The organism is Cupriavidus nantongensis (assembly GCF_001598055.1).
GTDB lineage: Bacteria > Pseudomonadota > Gammaproteobacteria > Burkholderiales > Burkholderiaceae > Cupriavidus > Cupriavidus nantongensis.
On sequence record NZ_CP014845.1, the window covers coordinates 1,644,095 to 1,667,387 of the forward strand.

The window sequence follows — 23,293 nt, forward strand, 5'->3', positions numbered from 1 at the left end:
TCCTCAAAGTTCAAGAAATGCCATGCCGGGGGCGCACCGGCTCAGGTGCAATAGCCATGCAAGCGGACAGGCTCCCCGACGGTTGACCCGAACCTTAGAGACGTGATCTTTCAGGTGCCTTTCATTTGTCCTGTTTTAGGGGTATTCACCAATAACCCCTGAAAACAAGGCAAATCCGGCGATAAGGCACGCGCAAATACATCACGTTGTGATGTATTTGGACGCAAGGAATCCGAAGGGAAAGTCGACTGGAACGTCAGGCCAAACAAGACGGCGCGCGCCCTGGCATCAATGCAGGGCGCGGCCGCAAAGACGCGTGCCGATGCCCTGGCGGCAGGCCACGCGCGTGCTGGGAAGGAGTGTCAGCGGTGACACGATGACACATCGATCTTTCGGAAGGCTTTCAATGCGGAAGTCGCAGCGCGATCAGCGCGCGGCTTCGGCCGCTGGCCTGGCGTTGTCCGCCGCCTCGACGACCTCGCCCGCATCTTCGCAGGGCGTGCCCATGCTGGTATCGGGCGCCTGCCCCACCGCCTGCGCCGGATGCGGCGCGGCGGGCAGGATGCGGCTGCCGCGCCAGTTGCCGAAGCGGTAGTAGCCAAGCGCCAGCGCCAGCGACACCACCGAGCCGAGCGGGAAGCTCCACCAGATCGCGTCGGCGCCGAGGCGCGGGCCCAGCGCCCAGGCGAACGGCAGCCGGATCACCCACATCGACAGGAACAGGATCACCAGCGGCGCCATCACCGCGCCGGTGGCGCGCACCGTGCCGAAGATGACGATGGTGAAGCCGAACAGGATAAACGACCACAGCACCACCACGTTGATATGCTGCGCGATGCCGATGGCGACCCCGTCGGTGCCGAGAAACAGCCCCAGCGAATGGCGGTTGAACAGGTAGATCAGCGCCACCAGCGCGCCGGTCATGGCGACGTTGAACAGCAGCCCCATGCGCGTGATGCGCGCCACGCGCTGCCACAGCCCGGCGCCGACGTTCTGCGCCACCATCGACGACACGCTCGCGCCCACTGCCAGCGCGGGCATCTGCACATAGGTCCACAGCTGCGACGCCACGCCATAGGCGGCGGTGGTCTGCGAGCCATAGGCGTTGACCAGCGCCATCATCACGATCGCGGACGACGAGATCACCACCATCTGCAGGCCCATCGGCAGTCCCTTGACCACCAGCGCGCGCAGGATTGCCGGGTCCGGCACCAGCAGCGCCAGCTGGCCGCGATGCAGCAGCAGGAAATGCCGGCGCCGGTACAGCAGCGCCATCATCGCCGCCAGGCTCGCCAGCTGGGCGATCAGCGTGGCCAGCGCCGAGCCGGCAATGCCCATGGCCGGGATCGGGCCCACGCCGAAGATCAGCACCGGGTTGAGCACCACGTCCAGCACCACCGACAGCAGCATGAACCAGAACGGCGTGCGCGAATCGCCGGCGCCGCGCAGCGTCATCATCACGAAGTTGTAGAAGTACATGAACGGCAGCGCCAGGAAGATGATGCGCAGGTAGGCCACCGCCAGCGGCGCGGCATCGGGCGGGGTCCGCATCGCCGCCAGGATGTCGGGGGTGTAGAAATAGCCGAGCGCCGAAGCCAGCACCGACAGCGCGACGAAGAAGGTGGTGCTGGTGCCGACCACGCGGCGCGCCTCGTCGACATCGCGCGCGCCGACGGCCTGGCCGATCATGATGGTGTTGGCCATGCTGATGCCGAACACCACGCCCAGCAGGAAGAACAGGATGATGTTGGCGTTGGAGGTGGCGGTCAGCGCGGCCTCGCCCAGGAAGCGCCCGACCCAGACCGAATTGATCGAGGCGTTCAGCGACTGCAGGATGTTGCTGCCGAGCACCGGCAGCGAGAACAGCAGCAGGGTCCGGCCGATCGGGCCGGTGGTCAGTCTGGCATCGGGCTTCATGGGGTGTCGCGCGGCGGAAATCCGGCCAGTCTATTCCTGCCTCCGGGGGCCTACAAGCATGCCGCGGCATCCGCACCGCCGCCAGCGCCGGCCGGCCGCGGCGCCTCGCCCGGCTTTTTACCTGAATGAGTTATTTCCGGCCGATGGCCGCCGCCGCATACTCCGGCTGGGACCAGCGCGTCCCGGGCCGGCTGCCGGACGGGGTCATCCGGGCTTATCCGGATGGATCCGGCATGCGCGAGCGCCTTCCGTCGCAGTCAAAACAAGGAGGTGGGGTCATGTTTGTCGGTTTCGAGCCTGTTGCCGGCGCCCTGGTGCCGTATGCCTATGACTGGCCGATGGTGGGCCTGTCGTTCCTGATCTCGGTGTGCGGCGCCTATGTCGGCCTGCGCTGGTCGCGCCGGGTGCGCCTGCCCGACGGGCGCCTGGACGTCGACCGGCTGCTGTGCGCCAGCGTGGCGCTGGGCGGCGGCGCGGTCTGGTCGATGCATTTCATCGGCATGGTGGCCTACCAGACCCCGACCCATCGCGAGTTCGGGCTGTTCACCACGCTGGCCTCGCTGCTGGTGGTGATGGTGCTGGCCGGGGCCGGCCTGGCGATTGCGTCGCGCCCGCGCGGCAGCCGCAGCGCCAACGTGGTCCAGGGCGGCGTGCTGACCGGGCTGGGCGTGGTGGCAATGCACTACACCGGCATGGCGGCGATCCGCTCCAATACCCGCTTCGACTGGGATCTCGCCATCATCGGGCTGTCGGTGGTGATCGCCGTGGTGGTGTCGGTGGTGGCACTGTGGCTGGCGATCACGGTGAAGACCGGCGGCAAGCAGCTGGCCGCGGCCGTGGTGATGGGGGTGGCGGTCTGCGGCATGCACTACACCGGCATGTCGGCCGGCACCATGATTTGCACCAGCCCGACCTATGCGCCCAGCCTGTTTGCGATCGAGGGCGACAGCATCGGCTATGCTGTGTTCGGGCTCAGCCTGATCACGCTGCTGGTGATCCTGGTGGTGGAGGCCACCCGCAGCGGCGCGGATGCACTGGCGGTGGCAAGGACGCGCGACACGGCCTGAGTCCAACGCTCTCCCGGCGGGGCCATTCCCGCACATTTCTGCTGGGCACTCACCCGGCGCGCTGCATGAACGCGGCGGCCGGGTTAAGCTTGCGCTTTCACCGCCCACCAGGAGAACACGCATGTACCAGGATCTCGCCCTCTATATCGACGGAGAATTCATCAAGGGAGGCGACCGGCGCGAGCAGGAGGTCATCAATCCGGCCACGCAGGAAGTGCTGGGCCAGCTGCCGCACGCCACGTGCGCCGACCTGGACCGCGCCCTGGCCGCCGCGCAGCGCGCCTTCGAAAGCTGGAAGAAGACCTCGCCGCTGGAGCGCGGCAAGATCCTGCGCCGTGTCGGCGAACTGGCGCGCGAGCGCGCCCGCGACATCGGCCGCAATATCACGCTGGACCAGGGCAAGCCGCTGGCCGAGGCGGTCGGCGAGATCATGGTCTGCGCCGAGCACGCCGACTGGCACGCCGAGGAATGCCGCCGCATCTACGGCCGCGTGATCCCGCCGCGCCAGCCCAATGTGCGCCAGCTGGTGGTGCGCGAGCCGATCGGCGTGTGCGCCGCGTTCACGCCGTGGAACTTCCCCTTCAACCAGGCCATCCGCAAGATCGTCGCCGCGGTGGGCGCGGGCTGCACGCTGATCCTGAAGGGCCCCGAGGACTCGCCCAGCGCGGTGGTGGCGCTGGCGCAGCTGTTCCACGATGCCGGCCTGCCGCCGGGCGTGCTCAACATCGTCTGGGGCGTGCCGGCCGAGGTCTCGACCTACCTGATCGAATCGCCGATCGTGCGCAAGATCTCGTTCACCGGCTCGGTGCCGGTGGGCAAGCAGCTGGCGGCGCTGGCCGGCGCGCACATGAAGCGCGTGACCATGGAGCTGGGCGGGCATTCGCCGGTGCTGGTGTTCGACGATGCCGATATCGACCCGGCAGCCGAGATGCTGGCGCGCTTCAAGCTGCGCAATGCCGGCCAGGTGTGCGTGTCGCCCACCCGCTTCTACGTCCAGGAGAAGGCCTATGACCGTTTCCTGGCGCGCTTTACCGAGGTGATCGGCTCGATCAAGGTCGGCAACGGCCTGGAAGACGGCACCCAGATGGGCCCGCTGGCGCACGAGCGCCGCGTGCTGTCGATGGAGCAGTTCCTGGACGATGCCAGCCAGCGCGGCGGCAAGGTGGTGGCGGGCGGCTCGCGCCTTGGTGACAAGGGCTACTTCTTCGCGCCCACCGTGGTCACCGACCTGCCCGACGACGCGCGCCTGATGACCGACGAACCGTTCGGCCCGGTGGCGCCGGTGACGCGCTTCAAGGACACCGCCGAAGTGCTGCGCCGCGCCAACAGCCTGCCATACGGCCTGGCGTCGTATGTGTTCACCAACTCGCTGAAGACCGCGACCGAAGTGTCCAACGGCCTCGAAGCCGGCATGGTCAACATCAACCACTTCGGCATGGCGCTGGCCGAGACCCCGTTCGGCGGCATCAAGGATTCGGGCATCGGCAGCGAAGGCGGCATGGAGACTTTCGATGGCTACCTAGTGACCAAGTTCATCACCCAGGTCTGAGCACCCCGGGGCGCTCTGCAGGGCGGCCTGCCGCCGGCGCCCTCCCCGAGGCCGGCGGCGCCTCCCCGTCAGCGGAAGAAGAGGCCGCGCGTCACGAACGTATGATTCGCTTCTTCCGCCATCAGCCAGACCAGCACCAGCAGGCATAGCGGCGGGATCAGGATGGCGCAGATCAGCGCCATGCGCTCCCATGCCATGTGCATGAACACCGCCACGATCAGACCCGCCTTCAGCCCCATGAACAGCAGGATCAGGGCCCAGCGCAGGTAGCCGCTGACATGGAAGTAGTCGACCATGTAGGATAGCGCGGACAGCACGAACAGCAGCAGCCAGATCTTCAGGTACAGCCCGATCGGATGCTGCTGGCCGTGGTGCGCGGCGTCCGCGCCCGTGGCATGCGCGGGCGTTGCCGGCGCCGCGGGGGTTGCAGGGTTCGATGCCATGGCCACCCTCACCAGAGATAGAACAGCGCAAAGATAAACACCCACACCAGGTCGACGAAGTGCCAGTACAGGCCGGCGATCTCGACGATCTGGTAGTTGCCGGTGGCCTCGTAGCGCCCGCGCAGCACGCGCATGGCCACCACCAGCAGGTAGATCACGCCACACGACACGTGCAGGCCGTGGAAGCCCGTGATCATGAAGAAGGTCGAGCCGAACTGCGCCGCGCCCATCGGGTTGCCCCAGGGCCGCACGCCCTCGTCGACGATCAGCTTGGTCCATTCGAACGCCTGCATGCCGACGAACAGCGCGCCGAACGCCGCGGTGACGAACATCAGCGTCGCGCATTCGCGCCGCGCGCGCCGGTAGGCGAAGTTGACCGCCATCGCCATGGTGCCGCTGCTGGTAATCAGCACGAAGGTCATGATCGCGATCAGCAGCAGCGGGATGTCGGCGCCGCCTACATGCAGCGCGAACACCTCGCTCGGGTTGGGCCACGGCACCGTGGTCGACATGCGCACGGTCATGTAGCCGGTCAGGAAGCAGCTGAAGACGAAGGTGTCGGACAGCAGGAAGATCCACATCATGGCCTTGCCCCACGACACCTTGAAGGCCTGCTGGTCCGACGACCAGTCGGCCAGCATGCCGCGCACGCCGCCGACCGGGGTCGCGGGCGCCGCGGGCGCCGCGGGCGCCACCGCGGGGGCGGCCGATGGTGAAGACAGTTGCGTGGACATGCCGGTCCTCCTTGCCGACGGCGCTAGGCCGTGCCGCAGATATAGCGCACCAGTTCGGGCGTGAGCCATCCCAGCGCCGCCAGCAGCACCGCCCACACCGCCAGCAGGAAATGCCAGTAGCGCGCACACAGCCGCAGGCGCAGCACCGCGGCCTCGCCGCTGCCGCGCGCCGACATGGCAAAGCCCCAGCCGGCCAGGCCGCCCAGCACGTGCAGCCCGTGCATCGCGGTCAGCAGGTAGAAGAAGCTGCCGGCCGGATTGCCCGCCGGCATCACCTGCATCGCGCCCAGCGCCTGCCACGCCCACAGCTGCGACGCGACGAACGCGGCAGCCCCCAGCCCGCCCAGGCGCAACGCACGCCTGGCCGCGGCCATCTCGCCCCGGCCCGCCGCGCGCGCGGCCACCGCCATCGCCACGCTGCCCGCGGCCAGCAGCGCGGTCGACAGCCATACCTGCCACGGCAGCGCGATGCGGTGCCAGTCCGGGCTGTCCATGCGCAGCGCGTAGGCGGTCAGGAACAGCGCGAACAGCGACGTGACCACGCCCATGAACACCCACAGGCCGATGCTGGCCGGCGCGCGGCGCTGCGGATGGCGGTTGGCGGCGTTCTCGCCGGACGGGTTGCCGCCGAAGTCGTCGCGGCTGACCTTGTAGACGGCGTCGGCGTTCATGCTACGGCTCCACGGCTGGCGTGCGGTTCGGGCTCGGATCCGCCTTCTTCGGGCGGCGCGTTCTGCGCGATAAAGTCCTCGCGCGCGCCGGGCACGCTGTAGGCATAGGCCCAGCGGTACACCACCGGCAGGTGCGGGCCCCAGTTGCCGTGCGCGGGCGGGGTCTGCGGCGTCTGCCATTCCAGCGAGGCCGCGCGCCACGGGTTGCCGTCGGCCTTGCGCCCGTGCCGCAGGCTCCAGAACAGGTTGTAGACAAAGAGCAGCTGCGCCGTGGCGACGACGAACGCCGCTACCGAGATATACATGTTCATAACATGCGCCGATTCCGGGATAAAGGCGTAGTTCTCCCAGGCGTAGTAGCGCCGCGGCATCCCCAGCACGCCCAGGTAGTGCATCGGAAAGAAGATGGCATAGGTACCGACGAAGGTCACCCAGAAGTGGATGCTGCCCATGGTGTCGTTCAGCATCCGCCCGGTCACCTTGGGATACCAGTGGTAGAGCCCGCCGAACACCACCAGGATCGGCGACACGCCCATCACCATGTGGAAGTGCGCCACCACGAAGTAGGTGTTCGACAGCGGGATGTCGACGCTGACATTGCCCAGGAACAGCCCGGTCAGCCCGCCGATGATGAAGGTGCTGATGAAGGCGATCGCGAACAGCATCGGCACGGTGAAGTGGATATCGCCGCGCCACAGCGTGATGACCCAGTTGTAGACCTTGATCGCGGTCGGGATCGCGATGATCAGCGTGGTGGTGGCGAAGAAGAAGCCGAAGTACGGGTTCATGCCGCTGACGAACATATGGTGCGCCCACACCACCACCGACAGCACGCCGATCGCCAGGATCGCCCAGACCATGGTGCGGTAGCCGAAGATGCTCTTGCGCGAATGCACGCTGATCAGGTCCGAGACGATGCCGAAGGCCGGCAGCGCGACGATATAGACCTCGGGGTGGCCGAAGAACCAGAACAGGTGCTGGAACAGCAGCGGGCTGCCGCCCTTGTACTGCAGCTGCTGGCCCATCGACACCATCGCCGGCATGAAGAAGCTGGTGCCCATGGTCTTGTCGAGCAGCATCATCACCGCCGACACGAACAGCGCCGGGAACGCCAGCAGCGCCAGGATCGTCGCCATGAAGATGCCCCACACCGACAGCGGCATGCGCAGCAGCGTCATGCCCTCGGTGCGCGCCTGCAGCACGGTGGTGACGTAGTTGAGCCCGCCCATCGTCGCCGCGACGATGAAGATCGCCAGCGATACCAGCATCAGGATGATGCCCCAGTCATGCCCCGGCGTGCCGGGCAGGATGGCCTGCGGCGGGTATAGCGTCCAGCCCGCGCCGGTGGGCCCGCCCGGCACGAAGAAGCTGGCCAGCAGCACGATCACCGACAGCAGGTAGACCCAGAAGCTGAGCATGTTGAGGAAGGGGAACACCATGTCGCGCGCCCCCACCATCAGCGGGATCAGGTAGTTGCCGAAGCCGCCCAGGAACAGCGCGGTCAGCAGGTAGATCACCATGATCATGCCGTGCATGGTGACGAACTGGTAGTAGCGGTTGGCGTCGATGAACTCGAAGCGGCCGGGGAAGCCCAGCTGCATGCGCATCAGGTTGGACAGCGCCACGCCCACCAGGCCCACCACGATCGCCACGATGGTGTACTGCACGGCGATGACCTTGTGGTCCTGGCTCCAGATATAGCGCGTCCAGAAGCTCTGCGGCGCGTGATGGGCAGCGTCATCGGCGTAGGCCATGCAAGTCTCCTCACTGGCGCGGCGGCGCGGGCGCGGCCGTAGGCGGCACCGCGATGGCCGTCGAAGTCGTATAGCTGCCGGACGCCGCGCCGGCCGTCGCCGCGGGCGCTGCCGATCCGGCCGCTGCCGTGGTCGCGGCGCTGGTGGTGGCGGCCGCTCCGGGCGGCACGTCGGCCGGCGCCACCGGCGCTACCATGCCGGCGTCCGCCGCGCCGCTGCCGACCGACTTGATATACGCGGTCAGCGCCGCGATCTCGTCGTCGCTGATCGGCACCTTGGGCATCACCGGGCCGTAGCCCTTGACCAGGCGCGCATGCGGGTCCGCAATCTCCTTGTGCAGGAAGGCATCGTCCACCTTGGCGCTAGTGCCGTCGGCAAAGCTCTCGGTCTTGCCGTACAGGCCTTTCCAGGTCGGCCCCACGCCCGGATTGCCGTCGATGCTGTGGCAGCCGACGCAGCCCTTGCTCTGCGCCAGCGCGCGGCCCTTCTCGACGGTGCCGGCCGCACCCGCAGCACCGGGCGCTGCCGCGCCCATCGCCGCTGGAGGCGCCGCCGCCTTCGCCAGCGTCATGGCGAAGGTCTGCTGCTTTGCGAGCCACGCCTGGAACGCGGCCGGTTCTTCCACCACCACCGTGCCGCGCATGTTGTAATGCCCGACGCCGCACAGCTGCGCGCACAGGATGTCGAAGCGACCTGCCTGCGTCGGCGTGAACCAGAACGACGTCACCATGCCCGGCACCATGTTCATGCGCGCGCGGAACGGCGGCACGTAGAAGTCATGCAGCACGTCCTTGGAGCGCAGCAGCACCTTGACCGGCTGGTTCAGCGGCAAATGCACCTCCGGGCCGACGATGACGATGTTGTCGAGTCCGCGCGGATCGTCCGGGTCCAGCCCGAGCGGATTGGCGCCGGTGACGAAGCGCGCGTCCGACGCGCCCAGCTGCCCGCTCTTGCCGGGAAAGCGGAACGCCCACGACCATTGCTGGCCGACCACCTCCATCACCATCGCCTCGCGCGGCGGGCGCACGTAGTCGGCGTAGACGAACAACCCCGGCGCCAGCAGCAGGATCACGCCCAGCGTGGTGCCGCCGATCAGCCACAGTTCGAGCCGGCTGTTCTCGGGGTGGTAGGACGCGCGGTGGCCGCTGCCGCCGTTGGGATGCGGCGCATCATGGCGAAAGCGCCAGACGATGTAGCCGACGAACAGGTTGATGCCGATAAAGAAGATGCCGGTGATGACGAGGGTAATGGTCAGCGTGTCGTCCATCTGTTTCCAGTTGGACGCCAGCGGCGTTGCCCACCACGGGCTCAGGAAATGAAAGAGCACCGATGCGGCAACCATGACGACGAGTGCGATGGCCATCGCCATATCCACCCTCCTCCTCGCGCGCGGCGAGGGATGCGCAAGTCACGCAGGTAGAGATAAGACTAGTGCATGCCGTCAGGTCACTGCAAGGCGACACGCCGCAGCATTGGTGTCGCGCTGCACAAGTGCGCCGCACAAGAAAAAAGCGGCGGCGGGAACCCGTGGTTCCCCGCCGCCGCTGCTGCGGTGTGCCGGTCCGGTGTGCCGGCCGGCTCGCGCTCAGTGCGAGACGTCCTTGCTTTCCAGCTTCCAGTAGCACGCCGCCGCCGCGATGCCGAAGATCAGGTGGCCGACGAAGGTATGCCAGCCGCGCACCTCGACAAACCATGGGAACGCCCGCGTCATCACATAGAAATTGAAGACGTAGACCAGCACCCCGAACACCGCGCCCGCCAGCATCGCCAGGCCCAAGCTGGAATCAAGCGTGAACGGCGCCAGGATCAACGCGAGGATCATGCCGAGCACCGCGCCCAGCACGAAGTGGATCACCAGTGCCGCGGCCACCGTGCCGACGCTGAACAGCGAGGTCTGCAGCACCTCCGGCCCCATCACGATCGCCGCGATCATGCGCGTGGCCACCCAGGGGTTAACGCCCGACACCATCGACGACCAGAACAGTTCCAGCACCAGCAGCAACGCGCCCGCCGCCAGCCCGGACACCGCTGCCGCGGTCCAGTCCGGCAGGCGTCGCACGTAGTGGTGCGATTGCATGTGAAGTTCCATAGCCACCTCCGTCTCTCTCGTCGGCGGGGCATCGCACGAAAGGGGAAACACGCCCCGCGTCTCTGCTCAGCATAGGACACGCGTTTGGCGCTTCAGGGGCGACCAGCCGAAAAAAGACTCGGATTGCGTACGTCACGCAACGGCCGCCCGAGGCAAGTGCGGCCCCGGATACCTGCGCGCACAAGCGCAAGCGCCGCATCCGGGACAATCCCGATGCGCACACCGTCCATACCGCACACACTGCCTATACTGGAATCACAAAAGAGAGAGACAGGAGACCGCCATGCACTTCACCGCGCATGATCTTGTATTCCTGATTCCGATGGCGCTGGTGGGCGTGATCGCCATGGGCTCGATCCCGGTGACCGCCAAGTTCCTGCGCATCAGTTGCCGCACCATGGGCGCGCTGATCGGCGCACTGGTCGCGGTGCTGGTGCTGGAGGCACTACCGCTGCTGATCTGACTCCCGCCGGGAGTCCGGTTCACACGTAGTGGGAGGAGGGCCCGCTATGTCGATCGGCCTGCTTGCCGCCATCATGGCGGCGTTGCTGTGCATTACCGTGTTGCGCGCGCTGTGGCGCTGCAGTCATCCGTACCGGATGCGGTATCGGCGGTGCGCGGTGCAGCGGCAGCGCGCGGGGCTGTGCCGGCAGGTGCCGCGTAGGCACGGCTGAAAGTCACGTATCCCCTGGATCACTTGGTTGACAAAACTGCGCCATTTCTGGCGCAGTTTGTGGCGCAGTTTATAAAACTGCGCCACAATCGCGCCACCGCTCAAGCGAACTGCGCCACGCCCCTATGTCGACCGCCCATTCCCTCCTTGAGAGCCTCAGGAACGCCTCTGGCGGGTTGATGCTCGCCGAGTTGCTCGCCCAGCATCCCGACGTTCCACGGCGGACTGCCCAACGCTGGATCAGCCAATGGATCGAGGACGGACAGGTCACAGCAAGCGGCGAAGGGCGCGCACGTCGTTATTTCAGAGCGGGCATGACAGAAGCTTCTGCACCCTTACCCGAGCGAGACCGCTTCCCGGATTACATTCCACTTTCGGCCGACAGCCGCGACATCGCGACGTATATCGATCAGCCTCCGGAAGCACGCAAGCCCGTGGGCTATCAACGCGACTTCCTTGACGCCTATCAGCCCAACGTCACGCGATACCTTTCGGAATCGCTTCGGCGTCAGTTGCACAAGATGGGCAAGACGGCGCAAGCTGATGCGCCCGCCGGAACCTACAGCAGGGCCATCCTGAACCGGCTGCTGATCGACCTGTCATGGGCATCGAGTCATTTGGAGGGCAATACCTATTCCCGCCTCGACACCCGTAAGTTGATCGAGCACGGGAAGGCGGCGCAAGGCAAAGCGGCCATCGAAACCCAGATGATCCTCAACCACAAGACAGCCATCGAACTGCTGGTGGAGAACATCGGTACGGTAGGTTTCGACCGCTATACCTTGCTGAACCTGCATAGCGCGTTGTCGGAGAACCTGCTACCCAACCCAGCCGATGAAGGCCGGATCCGACAGCATGTCGTGGACATTGGCCAAAGTGTTTACCGGCCCCTGTCAGCACCACAGCAAATTGAGGAGGCACTAGAGGTCCTGCTCGGGAAAGCGGATCAGATCGATGATCCTTTCGAACAGTCGTTCTTCGTGCTGGTGCACCTGCCATACCTGCAACCATTTGCGGACGTCAACAAACGCACCTCGCGCCTCATTGCCAATCTGCCGCTGTTCCGTGCGAACCTCTGCCCCCTGACTTTCCTGGATGTACCGGAGCCAGCTTATAGTCGCGCCATCCTTGGCGTGTACGAGATGACCCGCGTCGAATTGCTGCGCGATGTCTTCGTTTGGGCCTACGAACGCTCAACCCAGGAGTACGTGGCCATCAAGCAGGACCTGGCGGAGCCTGATCCCCTCCGCCTTGCCTGGCGTGATGTGATCAAACAATCAATACGGGACGTCGTGCTTCATCCCGATCAGGATGCGCTGGCCGTTATTCGGCAGGCCGTCCTGGCTAAAGTGCCGGAGGTCGATCGTGACAACGTGCAAGCGCTGATCATAGAAGAGCTCCGACGGTTGCATGAGGGCGTACTGGCCCGCTACGGATTGCGCCCTTCGGAACTCGCAGCGTGGAAGGCAAACCAGGTGGCTGCCCCTTCCAACTCCTGAGAAGTGCCTGCAGCGTTACAGCTCGATCATCGCGAATTCGCCCTTGCCGACGTCGCATTCCGGGCAGCGCCAGTCATCGGGGATGTCCTCCCAACGCGTGCCGGGGGCGATGCCGTCTTCCGGCCAGCCCTGCTCTTCGTCGTACACCCAGCCGCAGATCACGCACACCCACGTCTTGTAGGCGACGGCGGCTTCCATTGGCTCCTGCTGCAAAATTCACTCCTGATTCGGCGATGGAACGGATTGTCCGGGCCGAATCATACCGGTTTTCCCGTCAGGGCCCGTGGCGGCGCCGCGCGGTGCGGCGCCGCCACCCGCGCTAGCCGCGGATGGAAAAGTCCACGCGGTTGGGCGTGCCCTTGTCCTTGATGCCCTCGGCGCTGAGCTTGGGCGCGGTCAGGAACAGCCGGCTCTCGGGCACCTTGCCCTCGCGTTCGAGCGACTGCTTGACCACCAGCGCACGCTGCTCGGCCAGGCGCTTGAGGTCGGCCTCGGTCACGGTGGCATTGGCCATCAGCAGCTTCTCCATCTCCTCGGGCGGCAGGGTCTTGGCGAAGCCGACGAAGTTGCGCGGCTTCTTCATCGAGGTGCGCTTGTAGACCTGCTCAAGGTACTTGGGATACTCCGCCTTCGACACCTTGACCTCGGCGCCCTGCTCGCCGGCCTCGTCGTCGCCGGCTTCGGCACCGGCCTGCGCGTTGTCGCGCAGGTCGCGCCGCTTCTGCTCGGCCACGCGCGCATCCAGCCAGGCGCGGCGCGCGCCGGCTTCATCGGTGGCGGGATCGATGCGGCCGCTGATTTCCAGCCGCAGCGAGGGCCGGTCATTGAGCGCCTGGCCCAGCTTGGCGATCTTGTCCTTCGCCGCCGGCGTCAGCGTGGCGGTGCCGGGCGCGAACTCGACATAGCCCAGCTCCTCGCCGCTGCCGCCGAAGGCCGAAGCGATCAGCGAGAACGGCGAGGTGATCGCCTTGGTCAGCAGGTTGACGATCACGCGTACGATCACGCCGCCGATGCTGAACTCCGGATCCGACAGAGAGCCCGACACCGGCAGGTTCACATCGATCACGCCATTGCGGTCCTTGAGCAGCGACACCGCCAGCAGCACCGGCAGCTTGGTCGCATCGGGGCTGTCGACGCGCTCGCCGAAGGTAAGCTGGTCGAGGAACAGGTGGTTGCGCGCATCGAGCTTGCCGTTCTCGATCTTGTAGGCCACGTCCACGGTCAGCTTGCCCTTGGTGATCGGGTAGCCCGCGTACTTGGCGGCATACGGCGTGAGCCGCGTCAGCTCGACGCCCGCAGCCTTGGCGGCAATGTCGAGGAACAGCTGCTCGCCCAGCGGATTGAGCTTGCCGCTGATATTGACCGGCGCATCGTCGTCGATGCGGCCGTCCAGCACCAGGTCGGCGGGGGTGGGGTCGCCCGACGATACCTTGGACACCGAGCCCTTCATGCCGGTCAGGTTGGCGGTGTAGTTGGGCTTGACGAAGAAGTCCGAGAAATTGATGTTGCCCTTGTCGACCGAGACCCCGCCGATGCGGATCTGCGGCTTGGGCCCGCCCGGCTTCTGCTCGACCTCCGCGGTGCGCGTGTCGCCGGCCTGCACCGGCGGCGCGGCCGGCGCCGAGGCCGGGTTGGCCTGAGTCAGGCTGGTGGATGGCGCCGCCTCGCCCTTCTCCGCGCCGCCTGCCATCACGTCCTGCAGGTTCAGGCGGCCGTTGGCATTCAGGATCACGCGGGCATAGAAATCGGACAGTGCGATATTGCCCAGGCTGACGCGCATCGGCCCCTTGCGCTCGTCCATCGCGAAGTCGATGCCCGACACCGCCAGCGAGCGCCAGCGCAGGAAGTCGTCGCCGCTGACGCGGTCCACCGTGCGCACATTGCCGGCCTGCACATTGCCGTTGAAATGCGCGGCGAGCGGCTTGCCGGCCGGCGCATCGACATTGAGCCGGCCCTTGACCGTGAGCGTGCCGCTGCGCAGCGCGGCGTTGAAGCGGTCGGCCAGGTAAGGCTGGAGCGGGCTCACGTCGACCTGGCGCAGGTCCAGCTGCAGGCGGCTCGCCGGCAGCGCCGGCAACACCGTGCCATCGATGCCGATCACGCCACGGCGGCCGGATTCGGCATGCAGCTTGACCGGCACCGCTGCCGGCGTCAGCGGCCAGGCGACCGCGCCGGTGCTCAGGCCGATATTGCGGAACTGGTGGATCACCGGGCGGCCGCGGTTGGCCTGCGCCGGCTGGTAGTCAGCGAGGCGGGCGCTGCCGCCTTCGACCACGACCTTGCCGATATTGGCCTTCCAGCCACCGCCGTTGGCTCCGTTAGCGCTGGCCGTGCGCCGCGGCGCGGCGCGTGCCTGCTGCGCGGATTCGTTCGCCCACAGCCGCGCCATCTCGATCAGCTCGCCGCGATGGTCGCGCGTGGCGGCGATCTGCGGCTGCGCCAGCGTAACCTGGCTGGTGGCGAAGGTCTGTTTGGCGAGGTCGAACTGGATATCGTCGAGCACCAGCTTCTGCGCCTGCAACAGCGGCAGCGCGGCGCCATCCCGGTCACTGCTGCGGGTGGCGGTGCGATCGCGCGTGCGGCGGCCGGCGCCCTGTGTCTTGTCCGCGACATGCGCATCGGCTGCGCTGGCGCGCGTTGCCGCGGCCGCCGGCATCACCACCGGGTCACGCGTGGCGACATAGAGCGGCGCCAGTTCCAGACGCGATTTTTCCAGCACGAACTGGAACTGCGGAGCGCCCCACGCCATGCGGTAATGCAGTTCGGCATTGACCGCGGTGGCGCCGAACTGGCTGCGCAGCTCGCGCGGCCACCAGGCGGCAAACCCCTGCGGGCGCAAGCCGGTGGTTTCCAGCGTGCCGGCCATCGAGCCGTCGCGCAGCAGCAGGTCGCCGCTGTGGTGCAGGGTCTGGCCGTCGGCCACGGTCAGCGTGGCCTCGACGCGCACGGGCTTGTCGCCATCGGTGCCGGCAAAGCCCTTGATCTCGGCATCGAGCGGCCCGAGCGCGAGCTTGCCCGGGCCCGATGGCGCCAGCGCGTCTTCGAATCCCACCCGGGCCTGCCTGACGACGATGCGGTCGACCGCATAGCGCCACGGCACTTCCTTGGCGGCGGCCGTCGCGGGGGCTGCGGGCGCGGCCGGGCCCGCCGACGCAGCAGCCGGAGCCGAGGCCGGCGCCGGTGCCGGCGCCACGCCATCGGTGGACCGGCTCACCGCCTGCGGCAGGAATGCCGTGGCCAGGTTCAGCGAGCCATCCGCGCGCCGTGCCGCCTCCACCGCCAGCCCGTCGATCTCGACGCTGCGCAGCTGCGCGCGGTGCGCCAGCGGCTCCAGCCTGGCGATATCTACCACCAGCTTGCCGCTGCGGATCAGCGGCTGGCCGGCGCGCGTGCGGACGTCGGCTTCGCGCAGCGCGGCGGTGCCCAGCACCACCATCTCCTGCGTGTCCTTTTGCTGGCGGAACGCCACCGTCAGCCGCGTATCGAGCTTGCCGGACTTGACCTCGGCATCGCGCAACGGCGGCGCGAACGCCATCATCCGCGCCACCTCGAGCCCGTCGAGGTTGATGTTGAGCCGGGTCTGGCGCGAATCGGCGAAAGGCAGCACTTCGCCATCCAGCGCCAGCGGCGTGCCGTTGACCTGCGCGCTCAGCGTGGGCCGGGTCACGATCTCGACGTCGTGCGGCAGGTTGGACAGGAACGGCAGCGTCAGCGTCAGGTTGTCGACGCGCAGGGTGGTATCGAGCAGCTTGTCGTCATAGCGCAGGCTGCTGCCGGTCACCGCGATGTTGTTGACCGAGAAGCGCGCCGGCTTGGCATCGGCCGGCCTGGGCGGCAGCGCCGCGAACTTCTCCTGCACATCGGCAAAGCTCATGCGGCCGTCGGCGCCGCGCACCACGTGCACCGCCAGGCGGTCGACATGCAGATTGTCCACCACCGGCGCCAGGTGCCAGAGCGAGGCCAGCGAGGTATTGGCCTGCGCCTCGCCCAGCGTCAGCGCCGGGGTCTTGCCGTCGCGCTCGTAGATGGTCAGGTCGGTCAGCGTGGCCGCCAGCTCGAACGGCCGCACATGGGCCTGCCCCAGCGTGACCTTGCGCCCGAGCGCCTCGGTCGCGTTCTTTTCGACCAGGTACTTGATCAGCGGCGGGCCGCCGAAATACCCCGCCAGCCCGAACACCGCCAGCGCCGCCGCCACGCCGCCCGCAATGCGCACGGCCAGCCGGCCGCGCGGCGTGGCAGCCACAGTGGCCGCCGCCTGGATGGATTGCTTGAATGCCATGACGTTCCAGAAATTCCGACCCCGCAATCCGGCGTTACACGCTGCTTTGTGCCCCGGATTTCACATTTTTCGACATTATGGCAACGGTTTCATACAAAGCAAAGAAATCGCCCCGACCAGACCCGGTCGCCGGTCCGCGGCCGGCCTTGACCGCTCAACGGCGCGTGCGCCGATCTGGTATCTTTACGTCCTTTGCGAAGCGTTCCGTCGCAAGCCTGTGGCTTACCCGCCGCGCCGTGCCTGCCTCTCCCGCGCTGTACCCTCCGGCCACACCCATCACGTTATTCCGTGCTGTGCGCTTCGCATGCGTTCTCTTCCATGCGAGTCCATTCCATGTCTACCACCAGCAGTACCGCCGCGGGTGCCGGCACGCCGCACGCCGGCGCGCGCGCCCTTACCGGCCAGGATTACAAGACGCTTTCCCTTGCCGCCCTGGGCGGCGCGCTCGAATTCTACGACTTCATCATCTTCGTGTTCTTCGCGACGGTGATCGGCCAGCTGTTCTTCCCGCCGTCGGTGCCAGACTGGCTGCGCCAGCTGCAGACCTTCGGCATCTTCGCCGCCGGCTACCTGGCGCGGCCGCTGGGAGGCATCATCATGGCGCACTTCGGCGACCTGCTCGGCCGCAAGAAGATGTTCACGCTGTCGATCCTGCTGATGTCCGTGCCCACGCTGCTGATGGGCCTGATGCCGACCTACCAGTCGATCGGACTGGCCGCGCCGGTGCTGCTGCTGGTGCTGCGCATCCTGCAGGGCGCGGCCGTCGGCGGCGAAGTGCCGGGCGCCTGGGTCTTCGTCTCCGAGCACGTGCCGGCGCGCCATGTCGGCTACGCCTGCGGCACCCTGACCGCGGGGCTGACCGCCGGTATCCTGCTCGGCTCGCTGGTGGCAACCGGCATCAACACCGTCTTCACCCCGGCCGAGCTGGCCGACTACGGCTGGCGCGTGCCCTTCCTGATCGGCGGCGTGTTCGGCATCGCCTCGATGTACCTGCGGCGCTGGCTGCACGAGACCCCGGTCTTTGCCGAACTGCAGCAACGCAAGGCGCTGGCAGCAGAAATGCCGCTGAAGTCAGTGATGCGCGACCACGGCGGCAGCGTCGCGGTATCGATGCTGCTGACCTGGATGCTGTCGGCCGGCATCGTGGTGGTAATCCTGATGACCCCGACCTTCCTGCAGAAGCTGTACGGCTTCGACGCCCGCACCGCGCTGGTCGCCAACAGCGTCGCCACGCTGTGCCTGACCGTCGGCTGCATCGTCTCCGGCGCGCTGGCCGACCGCATCGGCGCACGCCGCACGCTGTTCTTCGGCGGCCTGCTGCTGGCAGTCTGCGCCTACGCGTTCTACACCACCATCTTCACCCGCCCCGACCTGCTGCTGCCGCTATACGCGCTCGCGGGCTTCCTGGTCGGCACCATCGGCGCGGTGCCGTTCGTGCTGGTCAACGCGTTCCCGGCGCAGGTGCGGTTCTCGGGGCTATCGTTCTCCTACAACGTGTCCTATGCGATCTTCGGCGGCCTGACGCCGATGGTGGTGACGCTGATGTTGAAGAACGATCCGCTGGCGCCGGCGCATTATGTGGTGGCGCTGTGTGTGGTGGGGATGGTGACGGCGTTGTTTGTGAAGGAGAGGGGGCGGGGGTAATAGGACGATCTCGGCAGATACAGCGGGAGGGCAGACGCCCTTTTGGTAGTGAAACCGGGATTCGATCAGCGTCCCGGTTTCGCGGACGGCGCGAAATAGCGCTGTTCCAGGTAGCTCACGCCGAACGCCACGATATCCCGGGCGTCGAACAGATAGCAGTGGGCACACCCCACCTGGCCTTGGGTGTGCCGGCCTAAGGGCACATAGGCCCTGGCGATGGTTTCTACCCCGTCCGGCTGCCCTTCGATGGCAAAGCAATCCAGAATCCCGTTCGAGTCAAAGTCCTCTACGGCCTCCCACACGGTCTGCCCGTCCGCGCCTTGCAGGGGCATCTCATAGGTGACGCGGCGCTTGCCGGGGATCTCCGCAATGGCCTCGGCGTAGTGCAGGACGGTCAGAGCATCGAGACCAGCGCCAAGCAGCAGCACTTTGCCACCCTCGTTAACAAAGCGCTCGATTGGAGAGCCATTGCCAAAGGCTTCACCAAGCCGATGTGGCTCGATCAGGAATCTTGCGCGCGGCCCGAGCGCGACCATGGAAGCGTCAGGATGTCCGCTTCGCAAGGCACCCGGGGATGTGGCGAGGTAATGGTTGAGCAAACCGAAGCCGCGATACGTGCCTGCCGTTGCAGGATCGAAAGGCGGCCAGTTGCGCCGCTGCTGATCATCCATCTTCGCACCATGCAGCGTCTCGTCGTAGGGAGACCGATCCCAGGAGGCATAACCTAGCAGCGTGCCTTCCGTGCCAACGGCGTCGCGAAGTGCTGCCACAAGACCAACAGCGCCTCCCTCGATAGGCCCTATGGCCTTTAGCGAGGCATGCACCATCACAAGGTCGCCGGCATTGACTCCGAGCGAGCGAAGTTCGCAGGTGATTGTGGTTTGGCTTCGCATGTTTTGCTTTCCATGTGCCGATCGGTGCGACGCCGGGCGAGTATCCGCAGGCACAGACGCAGGCGTCTACCACGCACTGCGCCTCACCGCCGATACTGCCTCAAAAACCCCCACATCATCCCACTCGCATCCGGCCCGATTTCACTGTGGTAGCTGTAGCGGTCGTCGCCGCCGCTCCACGCATGCCCCAAACCCTCCACCTCGACCAGCGTCACCAGGTCACGGTGCCAGCGCCCGAAGCGGTATTCATGCGAGCGGCCCGGCATGTCGCCTTCCGGATCGAAGCGCGCGGGGCGGCCGGCGAGGCGGTCTTCCAGGCCGTTGTAGGCGAGGAACTGCCGCGCCAGCAGGCGGCCGTTGACCGGATGCACCGCTTCGTCGGCCAGGCCGTGGATCACCAGTGCGGGCATCTCGGGGCCGCCCGGCGTTACGCCGGCGGCATCGAGCAGCCAGGCGGGCTCGGCCTCGGAGCCTTCCTGCATGGCGCGCAGGCCGGCGCGCGGGTTGGCGGCGGCGCCGATGACCACGCCGGAATGGAGCGCCACGGCGGCCACCTTGTCCGGGTAGCGCAGTGCCACCACCGCGGCCATGGCCGCGCCGGCGGACATGCCGGCCAGGTAGATCTCGCGCTCGCATACGTCATGGCGTGCCGCCAGCGCGTCGACCAATGCGGCCACCGCCTGGGCCTCGCGTCCGCCGTCGGCCGCGCCCAGGTCGAACCACTGCCAGCAGCGCTGCACCTGGCGGCGCAACGGCTGTTGCGGGTAGGCGACGATAAAGCCTTCGCGTTCGGCCAGTGCATTCAGGCGCGTGCCCGCAGCCAGGTCATCCGGCGTCTGGCGACAGCCGTGCAGCACCACTACTACAGGCAGCGGTCCGCGATGGACCTTCGACGGGATGTAGAGGTGATAAGACAGTTGCGGCACCAGTTCGCCCGGCATGGGTGCCAGGCGCAGCCGGTGCGCCTGCCAGGTGCCGGGCAGGATGCCGGGATCGGCGACCGGACGCGCGGGTCGGGCGGGCCGGGGCGGGTCGGGCAGGCGCGTCGGTGTGAGCGGATTCAGCGAATCCATGCGCCGGAGCCAGGATTTCACCTGGGCCTCGGTGCGGTTCTGCACGCGGCTCAAACGCCGCATGCGGGCATGCCAGTCTGCTGCAAGGCTTTTCGTCATGAGGACTCCTGTGTGACGGAATCTCCCCCTATGCCTTTATTGTTGCGTTGCAGCATACCACAGGCATGAGCCGCGTACCCGCCATGGTCGAGTCCGCGTCGGAAAAACGAAACGAAGCCTTGACAGTGCAGAGGACCCCGGCGACCCATCGCCGCCGGGCATGCAATACAGATGTCAGCGATCCGCCACCCGCTTCCAGCCCTCGGGCGAGAAGCTGCGCATGGCCCGGGCGCGGGATGCCGTACCGGGCCCCAGATCCCGTTCGTAGAACACACGGTCGCTGCCGAGCAGGAAGGTGTGGACGCCGGTATCGCCGTAGCGCGCCGGCCACGCGACCAGGCCGTAGCCGCCGTCGCTGCCTTGTGCGGCCGGCAGGATGCGGTAGTGATAGCCGTAGAACGCTTCGGCGGCAGGCGTTTCGGGACTCATCGCCAGTGCATCGGGACCGAGCGGGCTGGCGTCCTGTTCGCTGGCCGCGGGCCAGTAGAGGCCGTCGGTCTTGCCGGGCGTGCTGATCAGCCGCCTGGCGTAGCGGCCCTGGCCCACTTGTTCGGCATAGCGCTGCTGGGCGTCGGCCAGTTGCAGCAAGGTCTCCATGGTGACCAGTTCGTTGCGACCAAGGCGGCGGCGGCGCACTTCCTGCTGGCCGGCAGGCAGGTCGAACTGCCAGCCGCCCTTCTGCCGGGCCAGCGGTACGGGGAAGGTCCACCCGCTCTCTCCCACTGCAATGCGTGCGCGGTTATCGCCTTCGGGCTGCACGGCATGGTGGCGCGCCCAGGCGCCCAGGAAGTCATAGACGTCGTCCTGGTCGATCGAGCCCTGCGGCACCAGCAACTGGTATTGCTTGCCCAGCACGCGCCGCAGTGCGTCGCCATCGCTGCGCGCGATGGCGTCGCCGAGCGCATCGGCCGCTGCTTCGGGGCTCGGGTAGACCTGCTGGGCCGCGACGGGAACGGCCAGCGACAGGGCCAGGGCCGCGGCCGCGACGGGCAGCGCGCGCGCACCGCGGACGAAGGCGACGCTGGAGATCAGGGTACCGGTCTTGCGCATCATGCATTACCTCCGGCCATGGCCAAAATGTTCGCCGCCGCCACGCCTGCCTCCGCCTGCCGGCGCGCCGCCGTGACGCATGCCGCCCTGGCTGAACCCGGCCTGCCGCACCGGCGCTGCCTGGCGCTGCGACAAACCGGCGCGCTGCGTCTGCTGGCGCATGCGGTCGCCGTTGCCGGCGTCGCGCAGTGCGCTGTCGCGATTGGCATTGCGTGCCCGATCGCGCGCCGCGGCCTGGTCGGCGCGCTGGTGCTCGGCACCGGCAGGACGCGGATTGCGCGTGCCGGCACCGGCCGCGCCCGGCCGCGCGCCTTCGGTGCGGCCAGCCACGCCGCCGGCATGGCCAGGAATGGCCTGACCGGTACGGCCTTCGAACGAGCGCGCGGCGCGATCGCGCGCCTGGTCGCGCGCCGACGGCTCACGCTGCACGGCGCCGGCACCGCCGATGCGCTGGCCCGCTTGCGCGCCCGCCTGGCGATTGGCCAGGCCGGCCTGGCGCTGCTGGTCATAGCGGCCGCGCACCGCCGCGTTGTTGTAAGGCACGTTGCCGCGCCGGGCCGGGTTGTGCTGCCAGTTCACGTTGGCACGGTTCACGTCCAGGCGCTGGTTGACATTGATGTTGTTGTAGCGATTCACGTTGATGTTGACATCGTGGTCGTGCCAGTCGAATCCGCCCCACATCGCATCGACCGCGGCCACACCCAGCCCGAAGCCGATGCCCGACACCAGTGCCGTGGCGAACACCGAGCCGGGCGGCGGCGGATAATACGCCGGCGGATAAGCCGGATACGGCCAGGTGCCGTAGACCGTGGTCGGGTTATAGGTCGGCACGTAGACCACCTGCGGATTGGCGGGCTCGATCTGCACGATGGTGGTGCCGCCGGTGCTCTGCGTCACCACCTTCTGCTGTTCGGTAGTCTTGAGCGTGCCCGCCTTCTGCGCCTGCAAGCGCAAGCGCTGCACCGAGTCCATCACGTCATTGGGCTGCGCCAGGAAGGCATCGCCGATCGACTGCACCCACTGCGGCTGGCGTCCCATCATGTCGAGCACCGACGGGAAGGCGGCCAGCGATTGCACGCTGGGGTCCCAGTTCTGGCCGGCCACGGCCTTGGTTGCAGCGTCGCCCGACAGGCTGGGATTGGCCTTGGACCATTGCGCCGCCGCGGCCACGTCGGCCGGATAGGTGGCGGCCATCAGCACCTGTGACAGCAGCGCATCGGGATACAGCGCCACCGGCGCGGTGAGCTGGTCCAGCTGGGCCTGGCTCAGCGTGGTTTGCGCCAGCGCCGGCTGCAGGGGCGCCATCAGCATCAGTGCCAGGCACCATGCGAAAAGCCGTTGAAGACGATGCATGTTGACGCTCCACAAGTCCGCAAGTGACAGCCGGCCGCCGCAGGGCTCCGCTCAGCGGCGCTCCTGCGCGCACTGCTGGCGATACGCTTCTTCCAGGCGCTTGCGATCCGCCTGGCGTTCCAGTGTCGGGTAGCTGCGCCCGTCAGCCGTGGTGACCGAACCCTTGCCGGCAGACCACTGCGGCCCGCCAGGCAGTGCGTTGATCTGGTCAAGCAAGTCCTGGCAGTGCTGCCGCTGCGATGCCGACAGCGTGCCGCCAGGCCCTTCCACCACCGCGGTGGCCTCGTCCAGCATCCGCGGCGGTGGCGGCGCGACCATCGGCGTAGCAGCAGCAGAAGCAGAAGCAGCCGCGGCCGCGCTGGCATTCCCGGCCGCGCACAACGGCGCAGCCACCATGGCGGCGCATGCCAGCACGCCCGCCTTGAACAGAAACTTCATCAAACCCATGACTCCAGAGCCAACCACGGCAAGGTCTCGCCGTGGGCATGTTGCGGGAACCGTCCGTC

General features: G+C 67.3%; 20 protein-coding genes. 6 read left to right on the forward strand and 14 right to left on the reverse strand.

Annotated elements, in window-relative coordinates:
• Window positions 1-426: 426 nt before the first annotated feature.
• Window positions 427-1,917, reverse strand: coding sequence for an MATE family efflux transporter (locus tag A2G96_RS28370; RefSeq protein ID WP_062803478.1), 1,491 nt, complete (start codon window positions 1,915-1,917; stop codon window positions 427-429).
• A 278-nt stretch (window positions 1,918-2,195) separates the two neighbouring features.
• On the opposite strand from A2G96_RS28370, the gene A2G96_RS28375 reads away from it, so the two are divergent.
• Together A2G96_RS28375 and A2G96_RS28380 are read left to right on the forward strand one after the other, a co-directional pair.
• Window positions 2,196-2,984: an MHYT domain-containing protein gene (locus A2G96_RS28375; RefSeq protein ID WP_062803479.1), complete on the forward strand. Its 789-nt coding sequence runs from the start codon at window positions 2,196-2,198 to the stop codon at window positions 2,982-2,984.
• A gap of 121 nt (window positions 2,985-3,105) precedes the next feature.
• Window positions 3,106-4,533 (forward strand): NAD-dependent succinate-semialdehyde dehydrogenase, encoded by a 1,428-nt coding sequence (locus A2G96_RS28380; RefSeq protein ID WP_062803480.1) that lies wholly within the window; start codon window positions 3,106-3,108, stop codon window positions 4,531-4,533.
• Between the two features lie 68 nt (window positions 4,534-4,601).
• Here the strand turns inward: A2G96_RS28380 and A2G96_RS28385 are convergent, their stop codons facing one another.
• The 6 genes from A2G96_RS28385 to A2G96_RS28410 form a co-directional block, all read right to left on the reverse strand.
• The gene (locus tag A2G96_RS28385) at window positions 4,602-4,976 is read right to left on the reverse strand and encodes a cytochrome C oxidase subunit IV family protein (protein ID WP_062803481.1); all 375 of its coding nucleotides are present in this window, start codon (window positions 4,974-4,976) and stop codon (window positions 4,602-4,604) included.
• 8 nt (window positions 4,977-4,984) lie between these two features.
• Entirely contained in the window at window positions 4,985-5,710 is a 726-nt protein-coding gene (locus tag A2G96_RS28390) for a heme-copper oxidase subunit III family protein (RefSeq protein ID WP_062803482.1), read from the reverse strand.
• A 23-nt stretch (window positions 5,711-5,733) separates the two neighbouring features.
• Window positions 5,734-6,381 carry a cytochrome c oxidase subunit 3 family protein gene (locus A2G96_RS28395; protein WP_062803483.1) on the reverse strand — a complete coding sequence of 216 codons (648 nt, stop codon included), beginning with the start codon at window positions 6,379-6,381 and terminating at the stop codon, window positions 5,734-5,736.
• The gene (ctaD, locus tag A2G96_RS28400) at window positions 6,378-8,135 is read right to left on the reverse strand and encodes a cytochrome c oxidase subunit I (protein ID WP_062803484.1); all 1,758 of its coding nucleotides are present in this window, start codon (window positions 8,133-8,135) and stop codon (window positions 6,378-6,380) included. Before ctaD ends, A2G96_RS28395 begins: the two co-directional genes overlap by 4 nt.
• 10 nt (window positions 8,136-8,145) lie before the next feature.
• A complete protein-coding gene (locus A2G96_RS28405; protein WP_062803485.1) occupies window positions 8,146-9,504 on the reverse strand; it encodes a cytochrome c oxidase subunit II in 1,359 nt (452 codons plus the stop codon).
• A 216-nt stretch (window positions 9,505-9,720) separates the two neighbouring features.
• Entirely contained in the window at window positions 9,721-10,224 is a 504-nt protein-coding gene (locus A2G96_RS28410; RefSeq protein ID WP_062803486.1) for a hypothetical protein, read from the reverse strand.
• Window positions 10,225-10,507: 283 nt separating this feature from the next.
• On the opposite strand from A2G96_RS28410, the gene A2G96_RS28415 reads away from it, so the two are divergent.
• From A2G96_RS28415 to A2G96_RS28420, 3 genes are all read left to right on the forward strand, one after another.
• The gene (locus tag A2G96_RS28415; RefSeq protein WP_041228702.1) at window positions 10,508-10,687 is read left to right on the forward strand and encodes a hypothetical protein; all 180 of its coding nucleotides are present in this window, start codon (window positions 10,508-10,510) and stop codon (window positions 10,685-10,687) included.
• 46 nt (window positions 10,688-10,733) lie between these two features.
• Window positions 10,734-10,898, forward strand: coding sequence for a hypothetical protein (locus A2G96_RS33940; RefSeq protein ID WP_167354403.1), 165 nt, complete (start codon window positions 10,734-10,736; stop codon window positions 10,896-10,898).
• 178 nt (window positions 10,899-11,076) lie between these two features.
• Window positions 11,077-12,396 carry a Fic family protein gene (locus tag A2G96_RS28420; protein ID WP_231909679.1) on the forward strand — a complete coding sequence of 440 codons (1,320 nt, stop codon included), beginning with the start codon at window positions 11,077-11,079 and terminating at the stop codon, window positions 12,394-12,396.
• A gap of 15 nt (window positions 12,397-12,411) precedes the next feature.
• Here A2G96_RS28420 and A2G96_RS28425 read toward each other — a convergent pair whose 3' ends face one another.
• Window positions 12,412-12,609 (reverse strand): rubredoxin, encoded by a 198-nt coding sequence (locus A2G96_RS28425; protein WP_018008339.1) that lies wholly within the window; start codon window positions 12,607-12,609, stop codon window positions 12,412-12,414.
• Between the two features lie 106 nt (window positions 12,610-12,715).
• Window positions 12,716-16,675, reverse strand: coding sequence for a DUF748 domain-containing protein (locus A2G96_RS28430; RefSeq protein ID WP_062803488.1), 3,960 nt, complete (start codon window positions 16,673-16,675; stop codon window positions 12,716-12,718).
• Between the two features lie 333 nt (window positions 16,676-17,008).
• Between A2G96_RS28430 and A2G96_RS28435 the strand changes: the two genes are divergently transcribed.
• On the forward strand, window positions 17,009-18,319 hold the full coding sequence (locus A2G96_RS28435; protein WP_062803489.1) for an MFS transporter: 1,311 nt from the start codon (window positions 17,009-17,011) through the stop codon (window positions 18,317-18,319).
• 65 nt (window positions 18,320-18,384) lie between these two features.
• On the opposite strand, the gene aac(3) is transcribed toward A2G96_RS28435, so the two are convergent.
• From aac(3) to A2G96_RS28460, 5 genes are all read right to left on the reverse strand, one after another.
• On the reverse strand, window positions 18,385-19,212 hold the full coding sequence (aac(3), locus tag A2G96_RS28440; protein WP_062803490.1) for an aminoglycoside 3-N-acetyltransferase: 828 nt from the start codon (window positions 19,210-19,212) through the stop codon (window positions 18,385-18,387).
• 83 nt (window positions 19,213-19,295) lie between these two features.
• Window positions 19,296-20,384, reverse strand: coding sequence for an extracellular catalytic domain type 1 short-chain-length polyhydroxyalkanoate depolymerase (locus A2G96_RS28445; protein ID WP_062803491.1), 1,089 nt, complete (start codon window positions 20,382-20,384; stop codon window positions 19,296-19,298).
• A 174-nt stretch (window positions 20,385-20,558) separates the two neighbouring features.
• Complete coding sequence (locus tag A2G96_RS28450) at window positions 20,559-21,437, reverse strand: DUF2950 domain-containing protein (RefSeq protein ID WP_082819131.1); 879 nt, start codon at window positions 21,435-21,437, stop codon at window positions 20,559-20,561.
• Between the two features lie 3 nt (window positions 21,438-21,440).
• The gene (locus A2G96_RS28455) at window positions 21,441-22,787 is read right to left on the reverse strand and encodes a DUF3300 domain-containing protein (protein ID WP_062803492.1); all 1,347 of its coding nucleotides are present in this window, start codon (window positions 22,785-22,787) and stop codon (window positions 21,441-21,443) included.
• Between the two features lie 51 nt (window positions 22,788-22,838).
• Window positions 22,839-23,228, reverse strand: a complete 390-nt coding sequence (locus A2G96_RS28460; RefSeq protein ID WP_082819132.1) for a hypothetical protein — start codon at window positions 23,226-23,228, stop codon at window positions 22,839-22,841.
• Between the last annotated feature and the right edge of the window lie 65 nt (window positions 23,229-23,293).